Annotated in this window: 19 protein-coding genes; 11 read left to right on the forward strand and 8 right to left on the reverse strand. The window is 69.2% G+C overall.

The features are described from left to right. Nucleotides 1-66 precede the first annotated feature (66 nt). Together pepN and AACG61_RS08160 are read left to right on the forward strand one after the other, a co-directional pair. A complete protein-coding gene (gene pepN, locus AACG61_RS08155) occupies nt 67-2,640 on the forward strand; it encodes an aminopeptidase N (RefSeq protein ID WP_411836645.1) in 2,574 nt (857 codons plus the stop codon). Nucleotides 2,641-2,650: 10 nt separating this feature from the next. Further along, nucleotides 2,651-3,562 (forward strand): 1-acyl-sn-glycerol-3-phosphate acyltransferase, encoded by a 912-nt coding sequence (locus AACG61_RS08160; RefSeq protein WP_411836646.1) that lies wholly within the window; start codon nt 2,651-2,653, stop codon nt 3,560-3,562. Nucleotides 3,563-3,576: 14 nt separating this feature from the next. Here AACG61_RS08160 and proB read toward each other — a convergent pair whose 3' ends face one another. Further along, nucleotides 3,577-4,689, reverse strand: coding sequence for a glutamate 5-kinase (gene proB, locus AACG61_RS08165; RefSeq protein WP_411839481.1), 1,113 nt, complete (start codon nt 4,687-4,689; stop codon nt 3,577-3,579). A gap of 2 nt (nt 4,690-4,691) precedes the next feature. Continuing rightward, on the reverse strand, nt 4,692-5,723 hold the full coding sequence (obgE, locus tag AACG61_RS08170) for a GTPase ObgE (protein ID WP_411836647.1): 1,032 nt from the start codon (nt 5,721-5,723) through the stop codon (nt 4,692-4,694). A gap of 111 nt (nt 5,724-5,834) precedes the next feature. On the opposite strand from obgE, the gene AACG61_RS08175 reads away from it, so the two are divergent. The 3 genes from AACG61_RS08175 (at nt 5,835) to eno (ending at nt 9,312) form a co-directional block, all read left to right on the forward strand. After that, nucleotides 5,835-7,223, forward strand: a complete 1,389-nt coding sequence (locus tag AACG61_RS08175; RefSeq protein ID WP_411836648.1) for a protein adenylyltransferase SelO — start codon at nt 5,835-5,837, stop codon at nt 7,221-7,223. Between the two features lie 73 nt (nt 7,224-7,296). Then, nucleotides 7,297-7,977 (forward strand): endonuclease/exonuclease/phosphatase family protein, encoded by a 681-nt coding sequence (locus AACG61_RS08180; RefSeq protein ID WP_411836649.1) that lies wholly within the window; start codon nt 7,297-7,299, stop codon nt 7,975-7,977. A 60-nt stretch (nt 7,978-8,037) separates the two neighbouring features. After that, nucleotides 8,038-9,312 (forward strand): phosphopyruvate hydratase, encoded by a 1,275-nt coding sequence (eno, locus tag AACG61_RS08185; protein ID WP_411836650.1) that lies wholly within the window; start codon nt 8,038-8,040, stop codon nt 9,310-9,312. A 4-nt stretch (nt 9,313-9,316) separates the two neighbouring features. On the opposite strand, the gene AACG61_RS08190 is transcribed toward eno, so the two are convergent. Beyond that, nucleotides 9,317-10,732, reverse strand: a complete 1,416-nt coding sequence (locus tag AACG61_RS08190; protein ID WP_411836651.1) for a PLP-dependent aminotransferase family protein — start codon at nt 10,730-10,732, stop codon at nt 9,317-9,319. A gap of 229 nt (nt 10,733-10,961) precedes the next feature. On the opposite strand from AACG61_RS08190, the gene AACG61_RS08195 reads away from it, so the two are divergent. Further along, the gene (locus AACG61_RS08195) at nt 10,962-12,080 is read left to right on the forward strand and encodes a TRAP transporter substrate-binding protein (RefSeq protein ID WP_411839482.1); all 1,119 of its coding nucleotides are present in this window, start codon (nt 10,962-10,964) and stop codon (nt 12,078-12,080) included. Between the two features lie 102 nt (nt 12,081-12,182). On the opposite strand, the gene AACG61_RS08200 is transcribed toward AACG61_RS08195, so the two are convergent. From AACG61_RS08200 to cobU, 5 genes are all read right to left on the reverse strand, one after another. Further along, nucleotides 12,183-14,048, reverse strand: a complete 1,866-nt coding sequence (locus AACG61_RS08200) for a TRAP transporter large permease (RefSeq protein ID WP_411836652.1) — start codon at nt 14,046-14,048, stop codon at nt 12,183-12,185. Then, nucleotides 14,045-14,656: a TRAP transporter small permease subunit gene (locus AACG61_RS08205; protein WP_411836653.1), complete on the reverse strand. Its 612-nt coding sequence runs from the start codon at nt 14,654-14,656 to the stop codon at nt 14,045-14,047. The genes AACG61_RS08200 and AACG61_RS08205 overlap by 4 nt, the downstream gene beginning before the upstream one ends. Nucleotides 14,657-14,774: 118 nt before the next feature. Further along, nucleotides 14,775-15,497 carry an adenosylcobinamide-GDP ribazoletransferase gene (gene cobS / locus AACG61_RS08210; RefSeq protein WP_411836654.1) on the reverse strand — a complete coding sequence of 241 codons (723 nt, stop codon included), beginning with the start codon at nt 15,495-15,497 and terminating at the stop codon, nt 14,775-14,777. Then, nucleotides 15,490-16,443, reverse strand: coding sequence for a nicotinate-nucleotide--dimethylbenzimidazole phosphoribosyltransferase (gene cobT, locus AACG61_RS08215; protein WP_411836655.1), 954 nt, complete (start codon nt 16,441-16,443; stop codon nt 15,490-15,492). Before cobT ends, cobS begins: the two co-directional genes overlap by 8 nt. Then, the gene (gene cobU, locus AACG61_RS08220) at nt 16,430-16,960 is read right to left on the reverse strand and encodes a bifunctional adenosylcobinamide kinase/adenosylcobinamide-phosphate guanylyltransferase (RefSeq protein ID WP_411836656.1); all 531 of its coding nucleotides are present in this window, start codon (nt 16,958-16,960) and stop codon (nt 16,430-16,432) included. Before cobU ends, cobT begins: the two co-directional genes overlap by 14 nt. Nucleotides 16,961-17,090: 130 nt before the next feature. On the opposite strand from cobU, the gene AACG61_RS08225 reads away from it, so the two are divergent. From AACG61_RS08225 to AACG61_RS08245, 5 genes are all read left to right on the forward strand, one after another. Continuing rightward, nucleotides 17,091-18,692 (forward strand): peptide ABC transporter substrate-binding protein, encoded by a 1,602-nt coding sequence (locus AACG61_RS08225; RefSeq protein WP_411836657.1) that lies wholly within the window; start codon nt 17,091-17,093, stop codon nt 18,690-18,692. An 85-nt stretch (nt 18,693-18,777) separates the two neighbouring features. Then, nucleotides 18,778-19,701: an oligopeptide ABC transporter permease OppB gene (gene oppB / locus AACG61_RS08230; RefSeq protein ID WP_411836658.1), complete on the forward strand. Its 924-nt coding sequence runs from the start codon at nt 18,778-18,780 to the stop codon at nt 19,699-19,701. 3 nt (nt 19,702-19,704) lie between these two features. After that, entirely contained in the window at nt 19,705-20,631 is a 927-nt protein-coding gene (locus AACG61_RS08235; protein ID WP_411836659.1) for an ABC transporter permease subunit, read from the forward strand. Nucleotide 20,632: 1 nt separating this feature from the next. Next, nucleotides 20,633-21,745 (forward strand): oligopeptide/dipeptide ABC transporter ATP-binding protein, encoded by a 1,113-nt coding sequence (locus AACG61_RS08240; RefSeq protein WP_411836660.1) that lies wholly within the window; start codon nt 20,633-20,635, stop codon nt 21,743-21,745. After that, nucleotides 21,742-22,764 carry an oligopeptide/dipeptide ABC transporter ATP-binding protein gene (locus AACG61_RS08245; protein WP_411836661.1) on the forward strand — a complete coding sequence of 341 codons (1,023 nt, stop codon included), beginning with the start codon at nt 21,742-21,744 and terminating at the stop codon, nt 22,762-22,764. Before AACG61_RS08240 ends, AACG61_RS08245 begins: the two co-directional genes overlap by 4 nt.

Raw genomic sequence — 22,764 nt, forward strand, 5'->3', positions numbered from 1 at the left:
GCGATTAACACCGGTATCGGGCAGGGGTTCCGCCCATGCCCGATTTTTCAGGAGAGGCCGCCCGCGATGCCCGATCAGACCCCGCAGCCCGTCAAGCGTCTTGCCGACTACCGTCCCTGGCCCTTCGGCCTGACCGAGACCCGGCTGGACGTGACGCTGGCCCCGCGCGGCACGGTGGTGCGCAGCGAACTGGACCTGCGCCCCGGCGCCACGCCCGAGGATCTGGTCCTGGACGGCGGCGCCGGACTGCGCCTAAAGACGCTGGAGATCGACGGCCGCCCCGTCGAGCCCGCGCAGATGCGCCGCGACGACGAGACCCTGACCATCGCCGCAGACGCCCTGCCCCGCGCGCCCTTCACCCTGTCCGCCGAGGTCGAGATCGACCCCGAGGGCAACACGGCCTTCGAGGGGCTGTACCTCTCCGGCGGCATCTTCTGCACGCAATGCGAGGCCGAGGGCTTTCGCCACATCACCTTCTATCCCGACCGCCCCGACGTGATGACGACGTTCCGCGTGACCGTCCGGGGCGATCTGCCGGTGCTGCTGTCGAACGGCAACCCGGTCCGGCAGGAGCCGGGTCAGGCCGAATGGCACGACCCCTGGCCGAAGCCCGCTTATCTGTTCGCGCTGGTCGCGGGCGATCTGGTCGCGGTCAGCGACCGCTTCGTCACCCGCTCGGGGCGCGACGTGGCGCTGAATGTCTGGGTGCGGCCCGGCGATCAGGACCGCGCGGGCTTCGCCATGGAGAGCCTGATCAAGTCGATGCGGTGGGACGAGGACGTCTATGGCCGCGAATACGACCTGGACGTGTTCAACATCGTCGCCGTCGACGACTTCAACATGGGCGCGATGGAGAACAAGGGGTTGAACATCTTCAACTCCAAGCTGGTCCTGGCCTCGCCCGACACCGCGACCGACACCGATTACGAGCGCATCGAGGCGGTCATCGCGCATGAGTATTTCCACAACTGGACCGGCAACCGCATCACCTGCCGCGACTGGTTCCAGCTGTGCCTCAAGGAGGGGCTGACGGTCTTTCGCGACCAGCAGTTCACCGGCGACCTGCGCAGCGCCGCGGTCAAGCGGATCGAGGACGTGCAGGTCCTGCGCGCCCGTCAGTTCCGCGAGGATCAGGGGCCGCTGGCGCATCCCCCGCGCCCCGACCGCTACGAGGAGATCAACAACTTCTACACCGCGACCGTCTATGAGAAGGGCGCCGAGGTCATCGGCATGCTGAAGCGGCTGGTCGGCGACGAGGGCTATGCCCGCGCGCTGGATCTGTATTTCGACCGCCATGACGGCGACGCCGCCACCATCGAGGACTGGCTGACGGTCTTCGAGGACGCGACCGGCCGCGACCTGACGCAATTCGCGCGCTGGTACACAGACGCGGGCACGCCGCATCTGACGATGCAGGAGCATTGGCAGGACGGCACACTGACGCTGGACTTCGCGCAGACGACCCCGCCCACGCCGGGTCAGCCCGAAAAGCCCGCCCGTGTCATCCCCATCGCCGTGGGCCTGATCGGCCCGAACGGCGACGAGATCCTGCCGACGACGGTCCTGGAGATGACCGGGGACCGTCAGTCCTTCGACTTTCCGGGCCTGGGTGCCCGTCCGGTCGTGTCGGTCCTGCGCGGCTTCTCGGCGCCGGTCGTGCTGCGCCGGGAGATGGATGACGCGACGCGGGCCTTCCTGCTGGCGCATGACACCGACCCCTTCGCGCGGTGGGAGGCGGGGCGCGAACTGGCGCTTTCGGCGCTGACCGACCTGGCGCAGGGCCGCGACGCGGGAGAGGGCTTCATCGCGGCCATCGGCACGCTGATGTCGGACGAGGCCGCCGATCCGGCCTTCCGCGCCCTCTGCCTGGCCCTGCCGGGCGAGGAGGAGATCGCGACCCGCCTGGCCGACCGGGGCGTGACCCCCGATCCGCAGGCGATCCACGCGGCGCGCGGCGATCTGGCCCGCCGCATCGCCGAGGCGCATCGCGACGCCCTGGCCGCGCTCTACACCGCGATGACGGTGCCGGGCGACTACAGGCCCGATGCCGCCTCGGCCGCGCGGCGCGCGCTGCGCATCGCGGCGCTTGGGCTGCTGTCGCGCATCGACGGCGGAGAGCGGGCCGAGGTCCTGTTCGGCACCGCCGACAACATGACCGAACGCATGGCCGCCCTTTCGGTGCTGGTCCGGCTGGATCGCGCCCAGAGCGCGCTGCGCCTGATGGCCGAGGAGTTCGCGGGCAACCGCCTGGTGATGGACAAGTGGTTCTCGGTCCAGGTGATGGCCGCCCCGCCCGACCGGGCCGTGGCGGTGGCGCAGACGCTGGCCGCGCGCAAGGATTTCGACTGGAAGAACCCGAACCGCTTCCGCGCGTTGCTGGGCGGGCTTGCGGCGAACCATGCGGGCTTTCATGCAGCCGACGGGTCGGGCTATGCCTTCACCGCCGACTGGCTGGCCCGGATGGACGGCGCGAACCCGCAGATCGCGGCGCGCATGTCGACCGCCTTCGAGACCTGGCCGCGCTATGACGCGGGCCGGAGGGCTCATGCCGTGGCCGCACTGGAACGGATTGCCGCGCTGGAGGGTTTGAGCCGGAACACACGCGAAATGGTCTCGCGCATGATAGCCGCGGGACGGTGAGGGGAACGCGATGGGCAATACCGAGCAGGCGCGCGCCGACATGCAGGCGCGGCTGGACCCGCTGATCGCGGAACGCGCACCATGGCTGTTCTCCGGCCGGCCGCATCACCGGCTGGCCAAATGGGGCATGATGCACCTGCTGCGCTATCCGCGCACGATCGAGCTGGGCGCCGAGGTCCGCGACCTGCCCCCGTCCGAGATCTTCCGCCGGATGACCGACCTGATCGTGCGCGACCTGCGCGTCGAGGGGATCGAGCACATCCCCGCCACCGGCCCGGCGCTGATCGTGGCGAACCATCCGACCGGCATCGCCGACGGCATCTTCCTGAACGCCGCCATCTCTCAGGTGCGCGACGATCTGTTCATTTATGCCAATCATGACATGATCCGCGTGCTGCCGCAGATGATCGACATGATCGCGCCCGTCGAATGGCGGCTGGAGAAGCGCAGCCATGCCAAGACGCGCGCCACGATGGACTATACCCGCGACGCGATCGAGGCCGGGCGTCTCGGGCTGATCTTCCCGTCGGGGCGGCTGGCCAAGCGCACCGGCCTGACGCTGAACGAACGCCCTTGGATGGCCAGCGCCGCGATGATCGCGCGCAAGTTCGACCTGCCGGTCATCCCGCTGCGCATCCGGGCGCGCAATTCGGCACTGTTCTACCTGTTCGACAAGATCCACCCGACGCTGCGCGACGTGACCCTGTTCAACGAAGTGTTGAACAAGACCCGCCAGCCCTATCGCGTGACCATCGGCGCGCCGATCAACCCCGCCGACCTGCCCCGCAGCAGCGACGAGGCGATCCTGGCGCTGCGACATGCCGTGCTGTCGCTGCCCGAACCCGGCAAGGGCGCCGCCCGCATCCCGCGCCTGCGCGGATCGGCCGATCCGGTCGCGACCCGGCGCATCGTTGGGGGCTGAGGACGACCGGCGCGCTAGAGCGCCATGTCGTCGCGATGGATCAGCGCGGCGCGTCCCGGATAGCCCAGGATGCCCGCGATCTCGGCCGACTGGCGCCCCGCGATCAGCCGCGCCTCCTCGGCGGTATAGCGGATCAGCCCAGTCGCCAGGCGCTGCCCCTCGGGTCCGGTGATGCTGACCGGCTCGCCCCGGCCGAAGCTGCCCTCGATCGCGGTGACGCCCGCCGGCAGCAGCGACTTGCCCTGCGCCAGCGCGCGGGCCGCGCCCGCATCGACGACGACCGCGCCCTTGGACTTCATCGCCGCGATCCAGCGCTTGCGCGCCAGCTGCGGATCCGCCTCGGGCAGGAACCAGCTCGCGCGGGCTCCCTGTGCCACGGCAGAGAGCGGGCGGAAGACCGACCCCTCGGCAATGGCCATCGCGCAGCCGCCCGCCACCGCGGTCCGCGCCGCCATCAGCTTGGTCTTCATGCCGCCCTTGGACAGGCCCGACACGGGGTCGCCGCCCATCGCCTCGATCTCTGGCGTGATCGCCGCGATCAGCGGCAGGTGCCGCGCATCGGGATCGGTCTTGGGGTTCGACGTGTAGAGCCCGTCCACATCGGACAGCAGCAGCAGCTGATCCGCGCCGCAGGTGACGGCGATCTGCGCGGCCAGGCGGTCGTTGTCGCCGAAGCGGATCTCGTCGGTCGCCACCGTGTCGTTCTCGTTCACGATGGGCACGACGCCCAGGGACAGCAGCGTCTGCATGGTCGCGCGGCTGTTCAGATAGCGGCGGCGGTCGGCGCTGTCCTCCAGCGTCAGCAGGACCTGCGCGGTGGTCACCCCATGCGGGGCCAGCGCCTCCTCATAGGCGCGCGCCAGCCGGATCTGGCCCACCGCCGCCGCGGCCTGCGCCTGCTCCAGCGGCAGCGCGCCCCCGGCCAGACCCAGCACCCGCCGCCCAAGCGCGATCGAGCCCGAGCTGACCAGCACCACGTCGCATCCCCGCGCCCGCCATGCCGCCACGTCGTCGCAGAGGCCGCGCAGCCAGTCGACCCTCAGCCCCTCGGGACCCACCAGCAGCGCCGAGCCGATCTTGACGACCAGCCGCCGGGCCGCGGCCAGATCGGGCGCGTCAGCCACCACGATCACGGCTGCCACGTTCCCTGGCTCTCGTCGCGGGCCGGGGCGCGCGACGGCTCGATCTCGGTCCACAGCGCGCGCAGCACATCCGTCACGCCGCTGCCCGAGACGCCCGACATCAGCATCACCGGATGGCCCAGTTCGGCCTCCAGCGCCGCGCGGCGTTCGGCGATCTCGTCCTCGTCCAGCGCGTCGATCTTGTTCAGCGCGGTGACGCGCGGCTTCTCCATCAGCACCGGCGAATAGGCCGCAAGCTCGGTCAGGATGGTGCGCGCGTCCTCGGCCACGGTCTCGGAGGTGCCGTCCACCAGATGCAGCAGCACGTTCGACCGCTCGACATGGCCCAGGAACTGGTCGCCCAGGCCCCGGCCCTCGCTCGCGCCCTCGATCAGGCCGGGAATGTCGGCCATCACGAACTCACGGCCATCCACGCCCACGACGCCCAGGTTCGGGTGCAGCGTGGTGAAGGGATAATCCGCGATCTTGGGCCGCGCGTTCGACACGGCGGCCAGGAAGGTCGACTTGCCCGCATTGGGCAGCCCCACCAGACCGGCATCCGCGATCAGCTTCAGCCGCAGCCACAGCGTGCGCTCGATGCCCTCCTGTCCGGGGTTGGCATTGCGCGGGCTGCGGTTCGTGGCCGACTTGAAATGCAGGTTGCCCCAGCCCCCGTTGCCGCCCTTGGCCAGCAGCACGCGCTGTCCGACCTCGGTCATGTCGGCGATGACGGTCTCCTCGTCCTCGTCCAGGATCTCGGTGCCCACGGGCACGCGCAGCACGATGTCGTCGCCCGACTTGCCGGTCATCTGGCTGCCCATGCCGTGCTGGCCGGACTTGGCGAAGAAGTGCTGCTGATAGCGGAAGTCGATCAGGGTGTTCAGCCCCTCGACCGCCTCGGCCCAGACATCGCCGCCGCGGCCGCCGTCGCCGCCGTCGGGGCCGCCATATTCGATGAACTTCTCGCGGCGGAACGACACGCAGCCCGCGCCACCCCCGCCCGAGCGGATATAGACTTTGGCGAGGTCGAGAAATTTCATGTGAAAGGCTCCTTTTGCGGGATGCGGATACGCCCTTGACGCCTGCGGTGCAAGGGTCGCGGGCTGGCAAAGCCGCCCTGCGCCCCTATCTTAGGGTCAAAGGAGACCCCGATGATCCGTTTCGACAACAGCTATGCCCGGATGCCGCAAGGGTTCTACGCCCGCGTCGACCCGACCCCGGTGACCGCCCCGCGCCTTCTGGCGCTGAACGGCGCGCTGGCCGACAGGCTGGGGATGGACCGCGACGCCCTGACGGTCGAGATGCTGGCCGGCAACGCCATCCCCGACGGCGCCGTCCCCCTGGCCCAGGCCTATGCGGGCCATCAGTTCGGCGGTTTCGTCCCGCAGCTGGGTGACGGCAGGGCGGTCCTCCTGGGAGAGATCGTGGCCCCCGACGGCGCGCGCTTCGACATCCAGCTGAAGGGGTCCGGTCCCACGCCCTTCTCGCGCCGCGGCGACGGGCGCGCCTGGATGGGTCCGGTGCTGCGCGAATACGTGGTCAGCGAATTCATGGCCGCGATGGGCGTGCCGACGACGCGGGCGCTGGCGGCGGTGGCCACCGGCGATCAGGTCTGGCGGGATCAGGGCGGCCTGCCCGGTGCGGTGCTGACCCGCGTCGCGGCCAGCCATATCCGGGTGGGCACGTTCCAGTATTTCGCCGTGCGCGACGACCGCGCGCGCCTGCAGGCGCTGACCGATCACGTCATCGCGCGCCACTATCCCGATGCGGACGGCGCGCTGGCGCTCTTGGAGCGCGTCGTGGCGGCCCAGGCCGAGACCATCGCGCAATGGATGGCCCTGGGCTTCATCCACGGGGTCATGAACACCGACAACATGGCGATCTCGGGCGAGACGATCGACTATGGCCCCTGCGCCTTCATGGACGGCTATCACCCGCAGACGGTCTTTTCCTCGATCGACCGGCAGGGACGCTATGCCTGGGCGAACCAGCCCGACATCGCGGTCTGGAACCTGGCGCAGTTCGCCACCTGCCTGATCCCCCTGATGGGAGAGGAGGAGGCCGCCGTCGAGGCCGCGACCAAGGCGGTGCACGGCTTCGCGCCGCTCTATCAGGCCGCGTGGCGGCGCCGCTTCGGGGCCAAGCTGGGCATCGACGGCGCGGCCCATCAGGCGCTGATCGAGCGGCTGCTGACCCTGATGGCCACCGAACGCGCCGATTTCACGCGTGTCTTCGCCGGACTGTCGGACGGCACCGCCCGCGACGAATTCACCGACCGCGCGGGCTTCGACGCCTGGTCGCGCGACTGGCAGGCGCTGTCGCCCGATCAGGCGGTCATCGCGCGCGCCAACCCGCGTCGCATCCCGCGCAACCACCGGATCGAGCAGGCCATCGCCTCGGCCGTAGCAGGCGACATGGCCCCGTTCGAGCGTCTGTTCCAGGCCGTGACCCATCCTCGCGACCTGCATGCGGATTGGGCAGACCTGGCCCTGCCCCCCGCCCCCGCAGAGGCGGTCCGCCAGACATTCTGCGGCACCTGACGCGGAATTGCGTGCGCCCCCCTTGCGGGCCGCGCGTTCCCCGTCACCATGCGCCCAAGGATGTGGAGACCCCATGCTCAAGATCGCCAGCTACAACCTGCACAAATGCCGCGGCATGACCGGGCCGCACGCGCCCTTGCGCAACCTGGCCGTCATCCGCGCGCTGGACCCCGACATCATCGCCCTGCAGGAGGTGGACTTCCGCCTCGGCGCCCGCCCCGAGGCCCTGCCCCGCAAGCTGATCCAGGCCGAGACCGGGCTGGTCCCCGCCGACATCTACGGCACCACCGAGAGCAGCCTGGGCTGGCACGGCCAGACCATCCTGATGCGCCCGCATCTGGCGGCTCAGGCCAACCTGCGCCGCCTGCCCCTGCCGGGGCTGGAGCCGCGCGGTGCCGTGGCCCTGCGCCTGCCGGGCCTGACCGTCATCGGCGCGCATCTGGGCCTGGCGCGGTCGTCGCGGCGCGCGCAGCTGGCGCGGATCACCGCCCAGGCCTCCCGCATCGCCGAGGATCAGATCGTGATGATGGGCGATTTCAACGAATGGCGCGACGACCGCGGGCTGGAATCGCTGGCCGGGTTCCGCGTGGTGGCGCCGGGCCCGTCCTGGCCCGCGCCCCTGCCCCGGCTGCGCCTGGATCGCATGGCGCTGTCCACCAACCTGGAGATCCTGGAGACCGGCGTCTTCAACGAGGCGGGCGCGCGCGACGCCTCCGACCACCTGCCGATCTGGGCGCGCATCCGCCTGCCGTGAACGTTGCGGAACCGGTCTGTCGGCGCTAACAAGGCGCCAAGCATCAACCGGAGTGTGCTCATGACCGCCATCATCGACATCTATGCCCGTGAAATCCTGGACAGCCGCGGCAACCCGACCGTCGAGGTCGACGTGACGCTGGAGGACGGCACCATGGGCCGCGCGGCGGTGCCCTCGGGCGCCTCGACCGGCGCGCATGAGGCGGTGGAGAAGCGCGACGGCGACAAGGCGCGCTACATGGGCAAGGGCGTCCTGGAGGCCGTGGCCGCCGTCAACGGCGAGATCGCCGAGAACCTGGTGGGCGAGGACGCGACCGAGCAGCGCGCCATCGACGCCATGATGATCGAGCTGGACGGTACGCCCAACAAGGCCCGCCTTGGCGCGAACGCCATCCTGGGCGTGTCCATGGCGGTGGCCAAGGCCGCGGCGGATGCGACGAACCAGCCGCTGTATCGCTACGTCGGCGGGACGGCCGCGCGCATCCTGCCGGTGCCGATGATGAACATCATCAACGGCGGCGAGCATGCCGACAACCCGATCGACATCCAGGAATTCATGATCATGCCGGTCGCCGCGGAGAACATCCGCGAAGCCGTGCGCATGGGGTCCGAGATCTTCCACACGCTGAAGAAGGAGCTGTCGGCGGCGGGCCTCTCCACCGGCATCGGCGACGAGGGCGGCTTTGCCCCGAACCTCAGCAGCACCCGCGACGCGCTGGACTTCATCCTGAAGGCCATCGAGAAGGCCGGCTACAAGCCCGGCGACGACATCATGCTGGCTCTGGACTGCGCCTCGACCGAGTACTTCAAGGGCGGCAAGTACGAGATGAAGGGCGAGGGCAAGTCGCTGTCGCCGGCCGAGAACGTCGACTATCTGGCCGCACTCTGCGACGCCTATCCGATCCTGTCGATCGAGGATGGCTGCGCCGAGGATGACTGGGACGGCTGGAAGATGCTGACGGACAAGCTGGGCGGCCGCATCCAGCTGGTCGGCGACGACCTGTTCGTGACCAACCCGCGTCGTCTGGCCCAGGGCATCGAGAAGGGCTGCGGCAACAGCCTGCTGGTCAAGGTCAACCAGATCGGCACCCTGTCCGAGACGCTGGACGCCGTCCGCATGGCCGACCGCGCGGGCTTCACCTCGGTGATGTCGCACCGCTCGGGCGAGACCGAGGATGCGACCATCGCCGACCTGGCCGTCGCGACCAACTGCGGTCAGATCAAGACCGGCTCGCTGGCCCGCTCGGACCGGTTGGCGAAGTACAACCAGCTGATCCGCATCGAGGAGATGCTGGGCGCGACCGCCGAATACGCCGGCCGCAGCATCCTGCGCTGACGCCTCAGTCCGGCCCCACCCCGGGGCCGGACCTCGCCATCTGGCCAAGCGTCCGCAGCGCGGCCATCAGCCGATCGCGCGGCATCCGTCCGTTCAGCGCGATCCGCACCCCCTGCAGGGGCGCCTGGCCCGGCCCGCAGAAATCCGATGACGGCCGCACGATGACCCCCGCCGCCGCGGCGCGCGCCACGAAATCCGTGGCCGACCAGGGCGCCGGCAGCGGCAGCCAGATCATCGGGACACCGGCCTGCCCCCGTGCGTCCAGCCCGGCCAGCGCCTCCTGCGCCATGGCCAGGCGATGCTCGACCTCGGCCTGGACCTCGCGCGCGATGCGTGACGCGTCGCCCGACCGCATCAGCCGCGTCACCAGCCCGGTGATCGGCTGCGAGAGGCCCATATGGCTGTGCTGGGCGGCCACGCGACCCGCCTGTCCCATCCCCTCGGGGCAGATCAGGATGCCGAAGCGCAGCCCCACCGCGATGATCTTGGAGAGGCTGCTGACATGCCAGACCCGCTCGGGCGCCAGTGCGCGCAGGCTGGCGGGGGCGTCGGGACGCGGGCTGGGGGCATAGCACTCGTCCTCGATGATCTGCAGGTCATGGCGGCGGGCGATCTCGACGATCTCGGCGCGGCGCGCCGCCCCCATCCCGGCCAGCGTCGGGTTCTGGGCCGAGGGCGTCAGGCAGATCAGCCGCGCCCCGCTGGCCCGCGCCACGCGGTCCAGATCGTCGGGCCGCACGCCCTGATCGTCCAGCGCCACGGGCAGGGTCTGGGCGCGCATCAGGCGGGCGGCATGGCTGATGCCGGGATAGGTCAGCGCCTCGACCATGACCTTGGCCGGCTGGTCGGCCAGGCACAGCGCCATGACCAGGGTGATCGCGTGCTGCCCGCCATGGGTCAGCACCAGGTCGGAGCGCGCGACGGCGCCCAGGGGACGCACCGCCATCCAGTCCAGCACCGCGTCGCGGCAGTCCTGATCGCGGCTGAGGGGCGTATAGTCCAGCACGTCCGCGCCCAGATCCTCGGCCAGCGCCGTCAGATGCGCGGCGATGCGCTGGACCTGGCCGCAATCGGGCAGCTGCGGGATGCGCAGGTCGGCCGGCCCGCCGGGCACGGCCGCCTGATCGACGCTCTCATACAGCAGCGGCTGCGGCACGGGCTGGCGCGGGCGCGGTGCCGCGATGAAGCTGCCGCGGCCGACATGGCTCTCGATCACGCCCTCGGCGGCGGCGACCTGATAGGCGCGCGCGACGGTGCCGGTGGTGACCTTCAGCCGCCAGGCCAGGTCGCGCATCGGCGGCAGCCGCGTACCTGGGGCCAGAAGCCCCGACCGGGCGGCCTCGCGCAGCGCGTTGGCCAAGGCGCGGAACTTCGGTCCGGGCTGCGCGGACAGATCGGGATGCCAGTCGTCGATGCGCATGGGGGGACTCCTTGTCGCACCGTCCCTGATAATGCGCCGTTTTTGCAGGCACAATCGTCCACGCGCCGGTGCCGCACCCGACAGGCAAAATAACTTGACCAATCGGTCACAGAGGTCTCGACAGGTCTGAATCCCGGGCTAAACTGTCGGCCATGCAGGGTGGGACAGTGCGGGCCGAGGGGGCCCCCCGACCCAAGCGGAGGGAGACAGAATGAAAGATTCCAAAGCGTTGGACCGGCGGTCCTTCATCACGCGCGCGTCCATCGGCGGTGCCGCCGCAGCGGCGGGCAGCGTCCTGGCGGCCCCGGCGATCGCCCAGGAAGCACCGCAGATCAACTGGCGCCTGGCCTCCAGCTTCCCCAAGTCGCTGGACACCATCTATGGCGGCGCCGAGGAGATATCGCAGCGCCTGTCCGAAGCGACCGACGGCCGCTTCAATATCCAGGTCTTCTCGGCCGGAGAGATCGTGCCGGGGCTGGACGCGATCAACGCGACGACGGACGGGACCGTCGAATGTTCGCATTCGGTGGGCTACTATAACTGGGGCAAGGACCCGGCCTTCGCCTGCGGCGCCGACCTGCCCTTCACCTTCTCGGCCCGCGCCAAGAACGCCTACAACTATCAGGGCGGCGGCATCGACAACTACAACGCCTTCCTGGAGCAGTATAACCTGGTCAGCTATCCGGGCGGCAACACCGGCGTGCAGATGGGCGGCTGGTACCGCAAGGAGATCAACAGCCTGGCCGACCTGCAGGGCCTGAAGATGCGCATCTCGGGCCTGGCGGGCCGGGTGGTCGAGAAGCTGGGCGTGGTGCCGCAGCAGATCGCGGGCGGCGACATCTATCCCTCGCTGGAGCGCGGGACGATCGACGCGGCGGAATGGGTCGGCCCCTATGACGACAGCAAGCTGGGCTTCCAGAAGGTCGCGCCCTACTACTACTATCCCGGCTTCTGGGAAGGCGGCCCGACGGTCAGCTTCTTCGTGAACAAGGCCCAGTGGGATGCGCTGCCCGAGAACTACAAGTCGCTGTTCCGCACCTGCGCGCAGGCCACGGACCAGAATATGCTGGCGAAATACGACATGAAGAACCCGACCGCCCTCAAGGAGCTGGTCGGTTCGGGCGCGCAGCTGCGCTCGTTCAGCGAGGAGGTGCTGACCGCAGCCTTCGCCGCCTCGAACGAGGTCTATGCCGAGGTCTCGGCCGAGAACGAGGCGTTCAAGACCCAGTACGAGGCGATGCTGCAGTTCCGCGACGACTGGTACCTCTACCAGCAGACCGCGGAATACACCTTCGACACGTTCATGATGATCCAGCAGCGCAACGGCACCCTGGCCGTCGGCGGCTGATCCACCGGCCCGATCGGGAACGGGAAACCCCCGCGCAGAGGCTGCGCGGGGGTTTTTTCCTGTCCGGGAAGCGGGACGGGCCGGGGTCGCCGGCCCGCCCGATCAGTTGCCCGAGAGGCCCGGCGGGGGCGCACCGAAGCCCAGACCCATGCCGCCCGACGGCGCGGCCGGCGCCGGGGCGGCGGGCGCAGGCGTGGCCGGTGCCGGCGTTCCCGGTGCCGTCGTTGCCGGTGCGGGAGCGGGCGTGGCCGGCGCGGGCTGCTGCTGACCGAAGGGCGAGCCGCCCAGACCGCCAAGCGATCCGAAGCCGCCGCCGCCCGACTGTCCGGCGTCGCCGCCGCCCAGCCCACCACCAACACCGCCGCCCATCGGGATCTCGATGCGCATGTTCGAGGTGTCCACGACCGGCCCCTTGTAGTGCATGACCAGTCCCGGGAAGGCGATCACCACCGCGATCATCATCACCTGAAGCCCGACGAAGGGCACCGCGCCGCGATAGATGGTCAGCGTGGTGATCGGGTCCATCATCCGCCCCGTGACCTTGTCGCGATAGGGCTTCCGCGGCGCGACCGAGCGCAGGTAGAACAGCGCGAAGCCCACCGGCGGTGTCAGGAACGAGGTCTGCATCGTCACCGCCAGGATCACCCCGAACCAGACCAGATCGACGCCGAGCGCGTTCGCCGCCGGGATCAGCAGCGGCACGATGACGAAGGCCAGCTCGAAGAAGTCCAGGAAGAAGCCCAGGATGAAGATGATCACGCAGGACACGATCAGGAAGCCCGTGACCCCGCCCGGAAGCGCCGTCAGCAGGTCGCGCACCCAGATATGGCCGTTGACCGAGTAGTAGGTCAGCGAGAAGACCGTCGCCCCGATCAGGATGAACATCACGAAGGCCGACAGCTTGACGGTGGACAGCAGCGCCTGGTTCAGCACATCATAGCTGAGCCGGCCCTTGATCGCCGACAGGATCAGCGCGCCCATGGCGCCCATCGCGCCGCCTTCGGTGGGCGTGGCGATGCCCAGGAAGATCGTGCCCAGCACCAGGAAGACCAGCGCCAGCGGCGGGATCATCACGATGATGACCTCGCGCGTCATCGGCGACAGCCAGCGCCCGCCCAGGGCCCGGTCGGTGACCGCCAGGACCAGCAGCACCGCGACCGCCAGCGTGGCCGCCCAGATCGGCGCGTTGGCGATGTCGTTCGCCTCCATCCAGCGGCTGGACAGGTAGAAGATGGCGACGGCCAGCAGGCTGACCACCAGGAGCGACCATCCGCCACCGCCCAGGCTGCGCGCCTCCAGCGGCAGGGCGGGCATGGATTTGGGCCGCAGGACCGACAGGATCAGGACATAGACGATGTAGACGCCGGTCAGGGCCAGCGCGGGCACCATGGCGGCCTTGTACATGTCGCCCACCGACCGGCCCAGCTGGTCGGCCAGCACGATCAGCACCAGCGAGGGCGGGATGATCTGCGCCAGCGTCCCCGAGGCCGCGATCACGCCCGTCGCCAGCCGCTTGTCATAGCCGTAGCGCATCATGATCGGCAGCGAGATCAGCCCCATCGAGATGACCGAGGCCGCCACCACGCCCGTCGTCGCCGCCAGCAGCGCGCCGACCAGGATCACCGCATAGGCCAGGCCGCCGCGCACCGGGCCGAACAGCTGGCCGATGGTGTCCAGCAACTCCTCGGCCATGCGCGAGCGTTCCAGCACGATCCCCATCAGCGTGAAGAACGGGATGGCCAGCAGCGTGTCGTTGCGCATCACGCCGAAGACCCGGTCGCCAAGCGCGCCCAGGAGGTTCCAGCCCAGGTTCACCTGGTCCGAGAGCGGCGTCAGGAACACCCCGAAGAAGAAGAACAGCAGCCCGTTCGCGGCCAGGGCGAAGGCGATCGGATAGCCGAACAGCAGGAAGGCCACCATCGAGAAGAACATGATGGGGGCAAGGTTGTGGGCGATGAGGTCGATCACGCGCGGCGCTCCGGTTCGTCGGTCAGGTCGGTGCGGCCTGCCAGCATCAGCTCGGCCTCGTGGATGGCAGCCTCGTTCGGGCCGGTCGCCGGGAAGGGATCGGGGATGATGCCGCGCATGACGGCGATCTTCTTGACGATCTCGGACAGCCCTTGGGCGAACAGCATGCCGAAGCCCACGACCAGGATCGCGCGCGCCGGCCACAGCGGCAGCCCGCCCGCGTTCATCGAGATCTCTCCGCTGCGGATGCTGCCCATCAGCGCGGGCCAGGTCAGCCACAGCATGACGGTGGTGAAGGGCATCAGGAACAGCACGGTGCCGATCAGGTCGATCCAGTGCTGCATCCGGCGCGACCAGCGGCCATAGATCACGTCGATGCGGATGTGCTCGTTCTCCAGCAGGGTCCAGGCCGAGGCCAGCATGAAGGCGGCGCCGAACAGGTACCACTGCGCCTCCAGCCAGGCGTTCGACGACATGCTGAACAGCTTGCGGACGACCGCGTTGACGGCGCTGATGACCACGGCCAGCAGGATCAGCCACGCGACGCTGCGGCCGACAAGCGACGTGACGCGGTCGATGCCGCGTGAAAGGGCCAAAAGGCCACCCATGATATGCTCCTCCCTCAAGGCGCGGCCTTGGGGCCGCGATCCGGTTCACCCGGTCGTTCTGTCGGGCAGGATATGCGGCAACCCGTCCGGCCCGGTCAAGTTTTTCCGCAGGTTTCCCCTAGGTCAAGGCCGCCATGCCGACCAGGGCCGCACATTCCGCCAGCACCGCCGACGCGCCCAGCACGTCGCCCGTCTGCCCGCCCAGCAGGCGGCAGGCGCGGCGCGACACCGCCACGACGCTGATCGCCGCCAGCGCCATGGCCAGCGCCGCGGCCCCCGGCCCCGGCGCGGTCAGCAGTAGGACCAGCGCCCCGGTCAGACCCGCCGCCAGCACCGCGCGCCGCGACGGGCGTCCCGCGCCCTGTCCCAGCCCGTCGCGGCGTGCGGGCGGCAGGGCGCGCATCAGCACCACCGGCGCCACGCGCCCGGCCGCGACCGCGCCGATCAGCGCCACGGGGCCAAGCGCCGTCACCGCCGCGACGCGCACCAGCATCGCCGCCGTCAGCGCCGCCGCGCCATAGCTGCCGATCGTGGGTTCGCGCATGATGCGCAGGCGGTCCGCGCGGTCGCGCCCGCCGCCCGCATCGGCGAAATCGGCCAGCGCGTCTTCGTGCAGCGCGCCGCTGAGCCAGACCGCCAGCGCCACGGCCAGCGCGGCGGGAAGCAGGCCCGGCCCCATCAGCCACAGCGGCAGCCCGGCCAGCGCGCCCAGCACCGCGCCCGCCAGCGGAAAGGCCCAAGCCGCCTCGGACAGCGGCATCACGCGCGGCGGCAGCAGGCGGCCAAGCGGCAGCCGGGTCAGGAAGACCAGCGCCAGGATCAGCTGGCAGGGCCTAGACAATCCCGGCCTCGGCGAATGTCGCCATGCCGTTGTGACATTCCAGCGCCGCGCGCAGCACCAGAAGCGCCACGGCCGCGCCCGACCCCTCGCCAAGGCGCATGTCCAGCGACAGGACGGGCCGCATCCCCAGGGCGGCGATCAGGCGACGGTGGCCCGGCTCGGCGCTCTCATGGCCGATCAGGCAGTGGGCCAGCGCGGCCGTATCGTCGCGGGTCAGCACCGCGGCGGCGGCCGTGCAGATGAAGCCGTCCAGGATCACCGGGATGCCCAGCTCGCCCGCGCGGCGCACCGCGCCGCAGATCGCCGCCTGCTCGCGCCCCCCGAAGGCCGCCAGCGTGTCGGCGGTGCCGGTCACGGCATGACGGTACAGCCCCTCGGCTACCACGCGGGTCTTGGCGATCAGCATCGCGCCCTGCGCACCGGTGCCGGGACCGACCCAGTCCTCGGCCCGCCCCCCGAAGGTCGCCGCGGCCAGCGCGGCCGCGACGGTGGAATTGCCGATCCCCATCTCTCCCAGCAGCAGGACATGCGCCTCGGGGTCGACGGCCTCGGCCCCCCGCGCCATGGCCTCGGCGACCTCGGCCTGGGTCATGGCCGGGCCTTGGGTGAAATCCGCGGTGGGCCGCTCCAGGTCCAGGTCCACGACCGACAGCGCGGCCCCGGCCACGCGGCACAGCTGGTTGATCGCGGCGCCCCCGGCGCGGAAGTTCGCGACCATCGCCGCCGTGACCGCCGGGGGAAAGGGCGTCACGCCCTGCGCCGCGATGCCGTGATTGCCGGCAAAGATCAGCGCTTGCGCGCGCTCCAGCACCGGCCGGTCGGTTCCCTGCCAGCCCGCCATGAACACGGCCAGCTCCTCCAGCCGGCCAAGCGATCCGGCGGGCTTGGTCAGCTGCGCCTGCCGGGCCAGGGCGGCATCAGCGGCGGTCGCGTCAAATCGGGGCATCGGGGTCGGTCTCCGTGGGTTTCAGGCGCAGGGGCATGCCGCTGACGGCCATCCAGACCTCGTCGGCGAGATGCGCGACGGCCTGGTTCATGCGGCCGTGATCGTCCCGGAACCGCCGCGCCAGCGCATTGTCCGGGACGATCCCCTGCCCCAGTTCGTTGGTCACGAGGACGACAGGGCAGCATTGCTGACGTAACGTCATGCACAATGCGCCGATATCCGCCGATCCCAGACAATTGGACAGCCACAGCGTCAGGCAGTCGATCAGGCGCACGCCCTGCCCGTCGGTGGCCGTCAGCGCGCCGACTAGATCGACAGGCTCCTCGACCGTGCGCCAGCCTGCGCCGCGATCGTCTTGATGCGCCTTGATTCTTTCGGCCATCTCCGCGTCGCGGCCCTGCGCGGTGGCGATGTAGATGCGCGGCATCGCATGGCGCAGCGTCAGCCGCTCGGCCAGCGCCGACTTGCCCGACCGCGCGCCGCCGGTCACCAGGGTGATATGTCCGCGTCCTGTCATGCGCGACTGTTTTCCACAGGGCGGACGGGTTGGGAAGCGCGAAACGCCGCTTGCCCAGCCCGACGCTTTCACTAAACCTCGCGCCATTCCGGTGCGAGACGACACCGACACACAACTTGGAGGAGTTGGGATGACCAAGCTTTTCGCGACGACCGCGCTGCTGACCGCGCTGGCCCTGCCCGCATGGGCCGTGCAGCCCGCCGAGGGCGAGACCCTGGCCGAGAACCAGACCTATACCTATTGGCTGCTGGACGCGATCAAGTCGCTGGACCCGGCCAAGAACACCGATGTCGAGGGTTCGGACGCGCTGCGCTCGCTGTTCGAGGGTCTGATGATCCAGGACGCGCAGGGCGAGATGATCCCCGGCATGGCCGAGAGCCACGAGGTCTCCGAGGACGGCCTGACCTACACCTTCAACCTGCGCGAGGCCAACTGGTCGAACGGCGACCCGGTCACCGCGGATGACTTCGTCTATGCCTGGCAGCGCGTCGTGACGCCCGAGACCGCGTCGGAATACGCCTGGTACCTGGAGCTGATGAACATCCAGAACGCCACCCAGATCATCGCCGGAGAGATGACCCCCGACCAGCTGGGCGTCACCGCGCTGGACGACCGCACCCTGCAGGTCCGCCTGACCACGCCGACCCCCTATTTCATCAAGACCCTGTCGCACACCACGACCTATCCCGTCCCGCGCGCGGTGGTCGAGGAGTTGGGCGATGCCTGGGTCCAGCCGGACAACATCGTCGGCAACGGCGCCTATACCTTGGCCAGCCACAATCTGGGCGTCGAGATCGTCTTCCAAAAAAACCCCGAATACTGGGACGCCGAGAACGTCATCATGGAGACCGTCCGCGGCGTCACCGTGAACGACAACAACGTCGCCCTGACCCGCTATCAGGCCGGAGAGCTGGACCGTGTTCAAATCCCCGCGGGCCAGTTCCCCCGCCTGTCCGAACAGTTCCCGGACGCGGCCGTGTCGGTGCCGAACGGCTGCTCCTACGCCTATGTGTTCAACCTGTCGGAGAAGGGCCCCGAGGTCCTCAAGGACGTGCGCGTGCGCGAGGCCATGGCCCTGTCGCTGAACCGCGAGGTCATCGTGGACCAGGTCCTGCAGGGCGGCCAGGAGCCGGCCTACACTTGGACCCACTGGGCGATCGACGGGTTCTCGGCGCCCGAGGGCGGCATGAAGGACATGCCGATGGAGGCCCGCATGGCCCGCGCGCAGGAGCTGCTGGCCGAGGCCGGCTACGGCCCCGACAACCCGGTCAAGGTCCAGCTGCAGTACAACACCGATGACAGCCACCGCCTGCTGGCGATCGCCGCCCAGCAGTTCTGGCGCCCCCTGGGCATCGAGGTCGAGCTGAACAACGTCGAATGGGCCGTCCACACCGACCGCCTGCAGAACCAGGACTTCGAGATCGCGCGCTATGCCTGGTGCGCCGATTACGACGAGGCCTCGACCTTCCTCGACTGGTTCCGCACCACCGGCTACAACAGCGGCAAGTGGTCGAACGAGGAATACGACAAGCTGCTGGTCGACGCCCGCACGGCCGAGGACACCGCGCCCCTCTATCGCCGCGCCGAGGAGATCCTGGCGGCGGAACACCCGGCGGTCTTCGTCTATCACTATGCCGATGTCGACATGATCAACCCGGCGATCAAGGGCCTGCCGCGCGAGAACCTGCTGAACACCTGGTACGCCAAGGATCTGTATCGCGTCGCCGAGTAAGGTGGCATCCTGACCGGGGGCCGGGGTGGCGCATGCCGCCCCGGTCCCGTTCGTTTCAACCCTCCCGCAGGGAAGGCCCCACGCGATGTTCGCATTCATCCTGCGACGGCTGGCGGTGGCGATACCCACGCTGCTGCTGCTGATCGTCCTCTCCTTCGTCCTGATGCAGCTGGCACCGGGCGGACCCTTCACGGGCGAACGCGCCCTGCCCCCGGCCGTCCTGGCCAACCTGGAGGCGCAATACGGCCTGAACGACCCGCTGTGGCTGCAGATCTGGAACTATCTGGTCAACGTGGTCGTGCATTTCGACTTCGGCCCCAGCTTCGTCTATCCCGACCGGACCGTGAACCAGCTGATCGCCAGCGGATTTCCGGTGACGCTGACCTATGGCGGGCTGTCCTTCCTGGCCGCCGTCGTCGTGGGCGTGGCCCTGGGCGTGGTGGCGGCGATCTGGCACAACAGCTGGGTCGACTATCTGGCCGTGGGCGTGTCCATCGGCGCGCAGGTGCTGCCGAACTTCGTGATGGCGCCGCTGTTGGTCCTGGTCTTCACGCTGTGGTACGGGCTGCTGCCGGGCGGCGGCTGGTCGTTCAGCAATCCCAGCTTCTGGATCATGCCGGTGATCGCGCTCTCGACCAGCTACATGGCCTCGATCGCGCGGATCACCCGGTCGTCGATGCTGGAGGTGCTGGGCTCGAACCATATCCGCACGGCGCGGGCCAAGGGGATGCCCGAACACCGCGTCATCATCCGCCACGCGCTGAAACCCGCGATGCTGCCGGTGATCAGCTATCTGGGGCCGGTCTTCGTGTCGATGATCACCGGGTCGGTGGTGATCGACATCTATTTCTCGACCGGCGGCATCGGCAAGGCCTTCGTCGATAGCGCGTTGAACCGCGACTATGCCGTGATGATGGGCGTCACCATCCTGGTGGGCGCGCTGACCATCCTCTTCAACCTCATCGTCGACGTGCTCTACGCATGGATCGACCCCAAGATCAGGTACTAGGTCATGGTCATCGATCAATCCAAGATGCAGTCCCTCTCGGCCCGCATGGTCGAGGCAGAGGTCCGCGGCCGCAGCCCCTGGGCCGACGCGCGCCGCCGCTTCTTCCGCAACAAGGCCGCGATGCTGGGCCTGACGATCCTGGTGCTGGTGTCGCTCTTCGCGATCTTCGGCGGCTATCTCGCGCAATGGTCGAACGAAGAGCTGGATTTCAGCGTCATGGGCCAGGTCGCCCAGATGGGCCAGCCCTCGCTGGCCAACGGGCACTTCTTCGGCACCGACGATCTGGGCCGTGACCTCTATGCCCGCGTGGTGCAGGGCACCCGCATCAGCCTGATGGTGGGCGTCGTGGGGGCGGCCATCGCGGTCATCGTCGGCACGCTCTATGGTGCGACGGCGGGCTATGTCGGCGGGCGCACCGACCAGATCATGATGCGCGCGGTCGATATCCTGATGTCGATTCCCTACATGTTCGTGCTGATCCTGCTGCTGGTCATGTTCGGGCGGTCCATGTCGATGCTGTTCCTGGGCATCGGCCTGATCTCCTGGCTGGACATGAGCAGAATCGTTCGCGGTCAGACCCTTAGCCTCAAGAACCGAGAATTCATCGAGGCGGCGCGCGCCACCGGCGTGTCGTCCTTCCGCATCATCATTCGCCATATCGTACCAAACCTGCTGGGCGTGGTTGCGGTCTATGCGACGCTGCTGGTGCCGCTGATGATCCTGACGGAAAGCTTCATCAGCTTCCTGGGCCTGGGCGTGCAGGAACCGCTGACCAGCTGGGGGGCGTTGATCTCGGAAGGGGCCGGCACAATGAACTACGGCACGCTGTGGCAGCTGGCCTTTCCGCTGTTCTTCTTTGTGATCACGCTGTTCGGCTTCTTCTTCGTGGGCGACGGCCTGCGCGACGCCCTCGACCCCAAGGAGCGCTGAGATGGCCCTTCTCGAATTGCAGGGCCTCTCGGTCCGCTTCCAGACCAACGATGCCGAGGTGCGGGCCGTCAACGACGTGACCCTGTCCGTCGATGCGGGCGAGACCCTGGGCATCGTCGGCGAATCCGGCAGTGGCAAGTCGCAGCTGTCCTTCGCGATCATGGGCCTTCTGGCGCGCAACGGCCGCGCCTCGGGCAGCGTGATGTTCGACGGACAACAGATCCTGAACGCCCCGCCCAAGGTGCTAAACCGCATCCGGGCCGAACAGATCGCGATGATCTTTCAGGACCCGATGACCTCCCTGAACCCCTATATGCGGGTGGCCGACCAGATGGCCGAGGTGCTGACGCTGCACAAGGGCCTGTCGAAACGCGATGCCGTCACGCAGGCCGTGCAGATGCTGGACGCGGTCAAGATCCCCGACGCCAAGGGGCGCGTGCGGCTTTATCCGCACGAGTTCTCGGGCGGCATGCGGCAGCGGGTGATGATCGCCATGGCGCTGCTCTGCCGACCCAAGCTGCTGATCGCGGATGAGCCCACGACCGCCCTTGACGTGACGGTGCAGGCGCAGATCATGGCGCTGCTGTCGGACCTGCAGCGCGATTTCGGCATGGCGATGATCCTGATCACCCATGATCTGGGCGTGGTCGCGGGGTCCTGCGAACGGGTCGCGGTCATGTATGGCGGCCGCATCCGGGAAACCGGGCCGGTGCGCCCGATCTTTGCCGAACCGACGCATCCCTATACCCAAGGGTTGCTGGACGCGATTCCGCGGGTCGATCAGGACGATGACGAGCTGCGCGCCATCCCCGGCCAGCCCCCGAACATGAGCCGCCCTCCCTCGGGCTGCGCCTTCGAGCCGCGCTGCCCCTATCGCCGCGAAGGCTGCGCCAGCATCGACCCGGCGCTGGAGGTCTTCGCCCCCGGCCGCGCCCGCGCCTGCCACGCGCCCGTGGCCGAGGTGCTGGCCCGGCGCATGATCGACGACCCGCAGCCCGACCTGGTCGCCGCTGGTGACACCCTGCCGCCGGACGACCACCTGCCCGAGGGCGCCGTCGCCGGTGCCGGTGCGGCCGGCGCCACCCAGACCCCCGGATCGGAGGCCAAGCCATGAGCGATCTTCTGAGCGTGCGCGACCTGCGCGTGACCTTCCAGATCCGCCCGGAAGGCGCGATGCCCTGGACCCGCCCCAACCCGCTGCGCGCGGTGAACGGCGTCGATTTCGCCCTGGCGCCCGGAGAGACCCTGGGCGTGGTGGGCGAATCCGGCTGCGGGAAATCGACCCTGGCCCGCGCCCTGATCGGGCTGGTCCCGGCCACGGGACAGGCCGAATGGATCGACGGCAAGGACCTACTGGCGCTGACGCCCCGGCAGATGATGGCCTATCGCCAGGACATCCAGATGGTGTTCCAGGACCCGCTGGCCAGCCTGAACCCGCGCATGACCGTGGGCCAGATCATCGCCGAACCCCTGACCACCCACCGCCCCGACCTGCCCCGTGCCCAGGTGCGCGAGCGCGTCAAGGCGATGATGGAAAAGGTCGGCCTGCTGCCCAACCAGATCAACCGCTACCCCCATGAATTCAGCGGCGGCCAGTGCCAGCGCATCGGCATCGCCCGCGCCCTGATCGTGGAGCCCAAGCTGATCATCTGCGATGAGCCGGTGTCCGCGCTGGACGTCTCGATCCAGGCGCAGGTGATCAACCTGCTGATCCGGCTGCAAAAGGATCTGGGGCTGGCGCTGATCTTCATTGCGCATGACCTGTCGGTGGTGAAACATATCAGCGATCGTGTGATGGTGCTGTATCTGGGCAAGGTGATGGAGATGGGTCCGGTGCAGGCGCTCTATGCCGACCCCCAGCACCCCTATACGCAGGCGCTGCTGTCTGCCGTGCCGGTCCCCGATCCGACGATCGAGACCGCCAAGACCATCGTGCCGCTGGCGGGCGATCTGCCCTCGCCCATGAACCCGCCCTCGGGTTGCGTGTTCCGCACGCGCTGTCCCCGAGCGCGGGCTGAATGCGCAGCATCGGTGCCGCAGCTGACGGTCGGCGATCATCAGGTCGCCTGCCATTTCCCCGGCCCCCTGACCGAGGCCGAGATCGCCCACGCCCGCCGGACCGAGGCCGCCTGA

It is taken from the genome of Paracoccus sp. ME4, assembly GCF_046736325.1.
GTDB lineage: Bacteria > Pseudomonadota > Alphaproteobacteria > Rhodobacterales > Rhodobacteraceae > Paracoccus.

Excerpts from the sequence above, each read along its gene's own strand:
- pepN (WP_411836645.1), top strand. The coding sequence starts at position 67 with ATGCCCGATCAGACCCCGCAGCCCGTCAAGCGTCTTGCCGACTACCGT.
- AACG61_RS08160 (WP_411836646.1), top strand. The coding sequence starts at position 2,651 with ATGGGCAATACCGAGCAGGCGCGCGCCGACATGCAGGCGCGGCTGGAC.
- obgE (WP_411836647.1), bottom strand. The coding sequence starts at position 5,723 with ATGAAATTTCTCGACCTCGCCAAAGTCTATATCCGCTCGGGCGGGGGT.
- AACG61_RS08175 (WP_411836648.1), top strand. The coding sequence starts at position 5,835 with ATGATCCGTTTCGACAACAGCTATGCCCGGATGCCGCAAGGGTTCTAC.
- AACG61_RS08180 (WP_411836649.1), top strand. The coding sequence starts at position 7,297 with ATGCTCAAGATCGCCAGCTACAACCTGCACAAATGCCGCGGCATGACC.
- eno (WP_411836650.1), top strand. The coding sequence starts at position 8,038 with ATGACCGCCATCATCGACATCTATGCCCGTGAAATCCTGGACAGCCGC.
- AACG61_RS08190 (WP_411836651.1), bottom strand. The coding sequence starts at position 10,732 with ATGCGCATCGACGACTGGCATCCCGATCTGTCCGCGCAGCCCGGACCG.
- AACG61_RS08205 (WP_411836653.1), bottom strand. The coding sequence starts at position 14,656 with ATGGGTGGCCTTTTGGCCCTTTCACGCGGCATCGACCGCGTCACGTCG.
- cobT (WP_411836655.1), bottom strand. The coding sequence starts at position 16,443 with ATGCCCCGATTTGACGCGACCGCCGCTGATGCCGCCCTGGCCCGGCAG.
- cobU (WP_411836656.1), bottom strand. The coding sequence starts at position 16,960 with ATGACAGGACGCGGACATATCACCCTGGTGACCGGCGGCGCGCGGTCG.
- AACG61_RS08225 (WP_411836657.1), top strand. The coding sequence starts at position 17,091 with ATGACCAAGCTTTTCGCGACGACCGCGCTGCTGACCGCGCTGGCCCTG.
- oppB (WP_411836658.1), top strand. The coding sequence starts at position 18,778 with ATGTTCGCATTCATCCTGCGACGGCTGGCGGTGGCGATACCCACGCTG.
- AACG61_RS08235 (WP_411836659.1), top strand. The coding sequence starts at position 19,705 with ATGGTCATCGATCAATCCAAGATGCAGTCCCTCTCGGCCCGCATGGTC.
- AACG61_RS08240 (WP_411836660.1), top strand. The coding sequence starts at position 20,633 with ATGGCCCTTCTCGAATTGCAGGGCCTCTCGGTCCGCTTCCAGACCAAC.
- AACG61_RS08245 (WP_411836661.1), top strand. The coding sequence starts at position 21,742 with ATGAGCGATCTTCTGAGCGTGCGCGACCTGCGCGTGACCTTCCAGATC.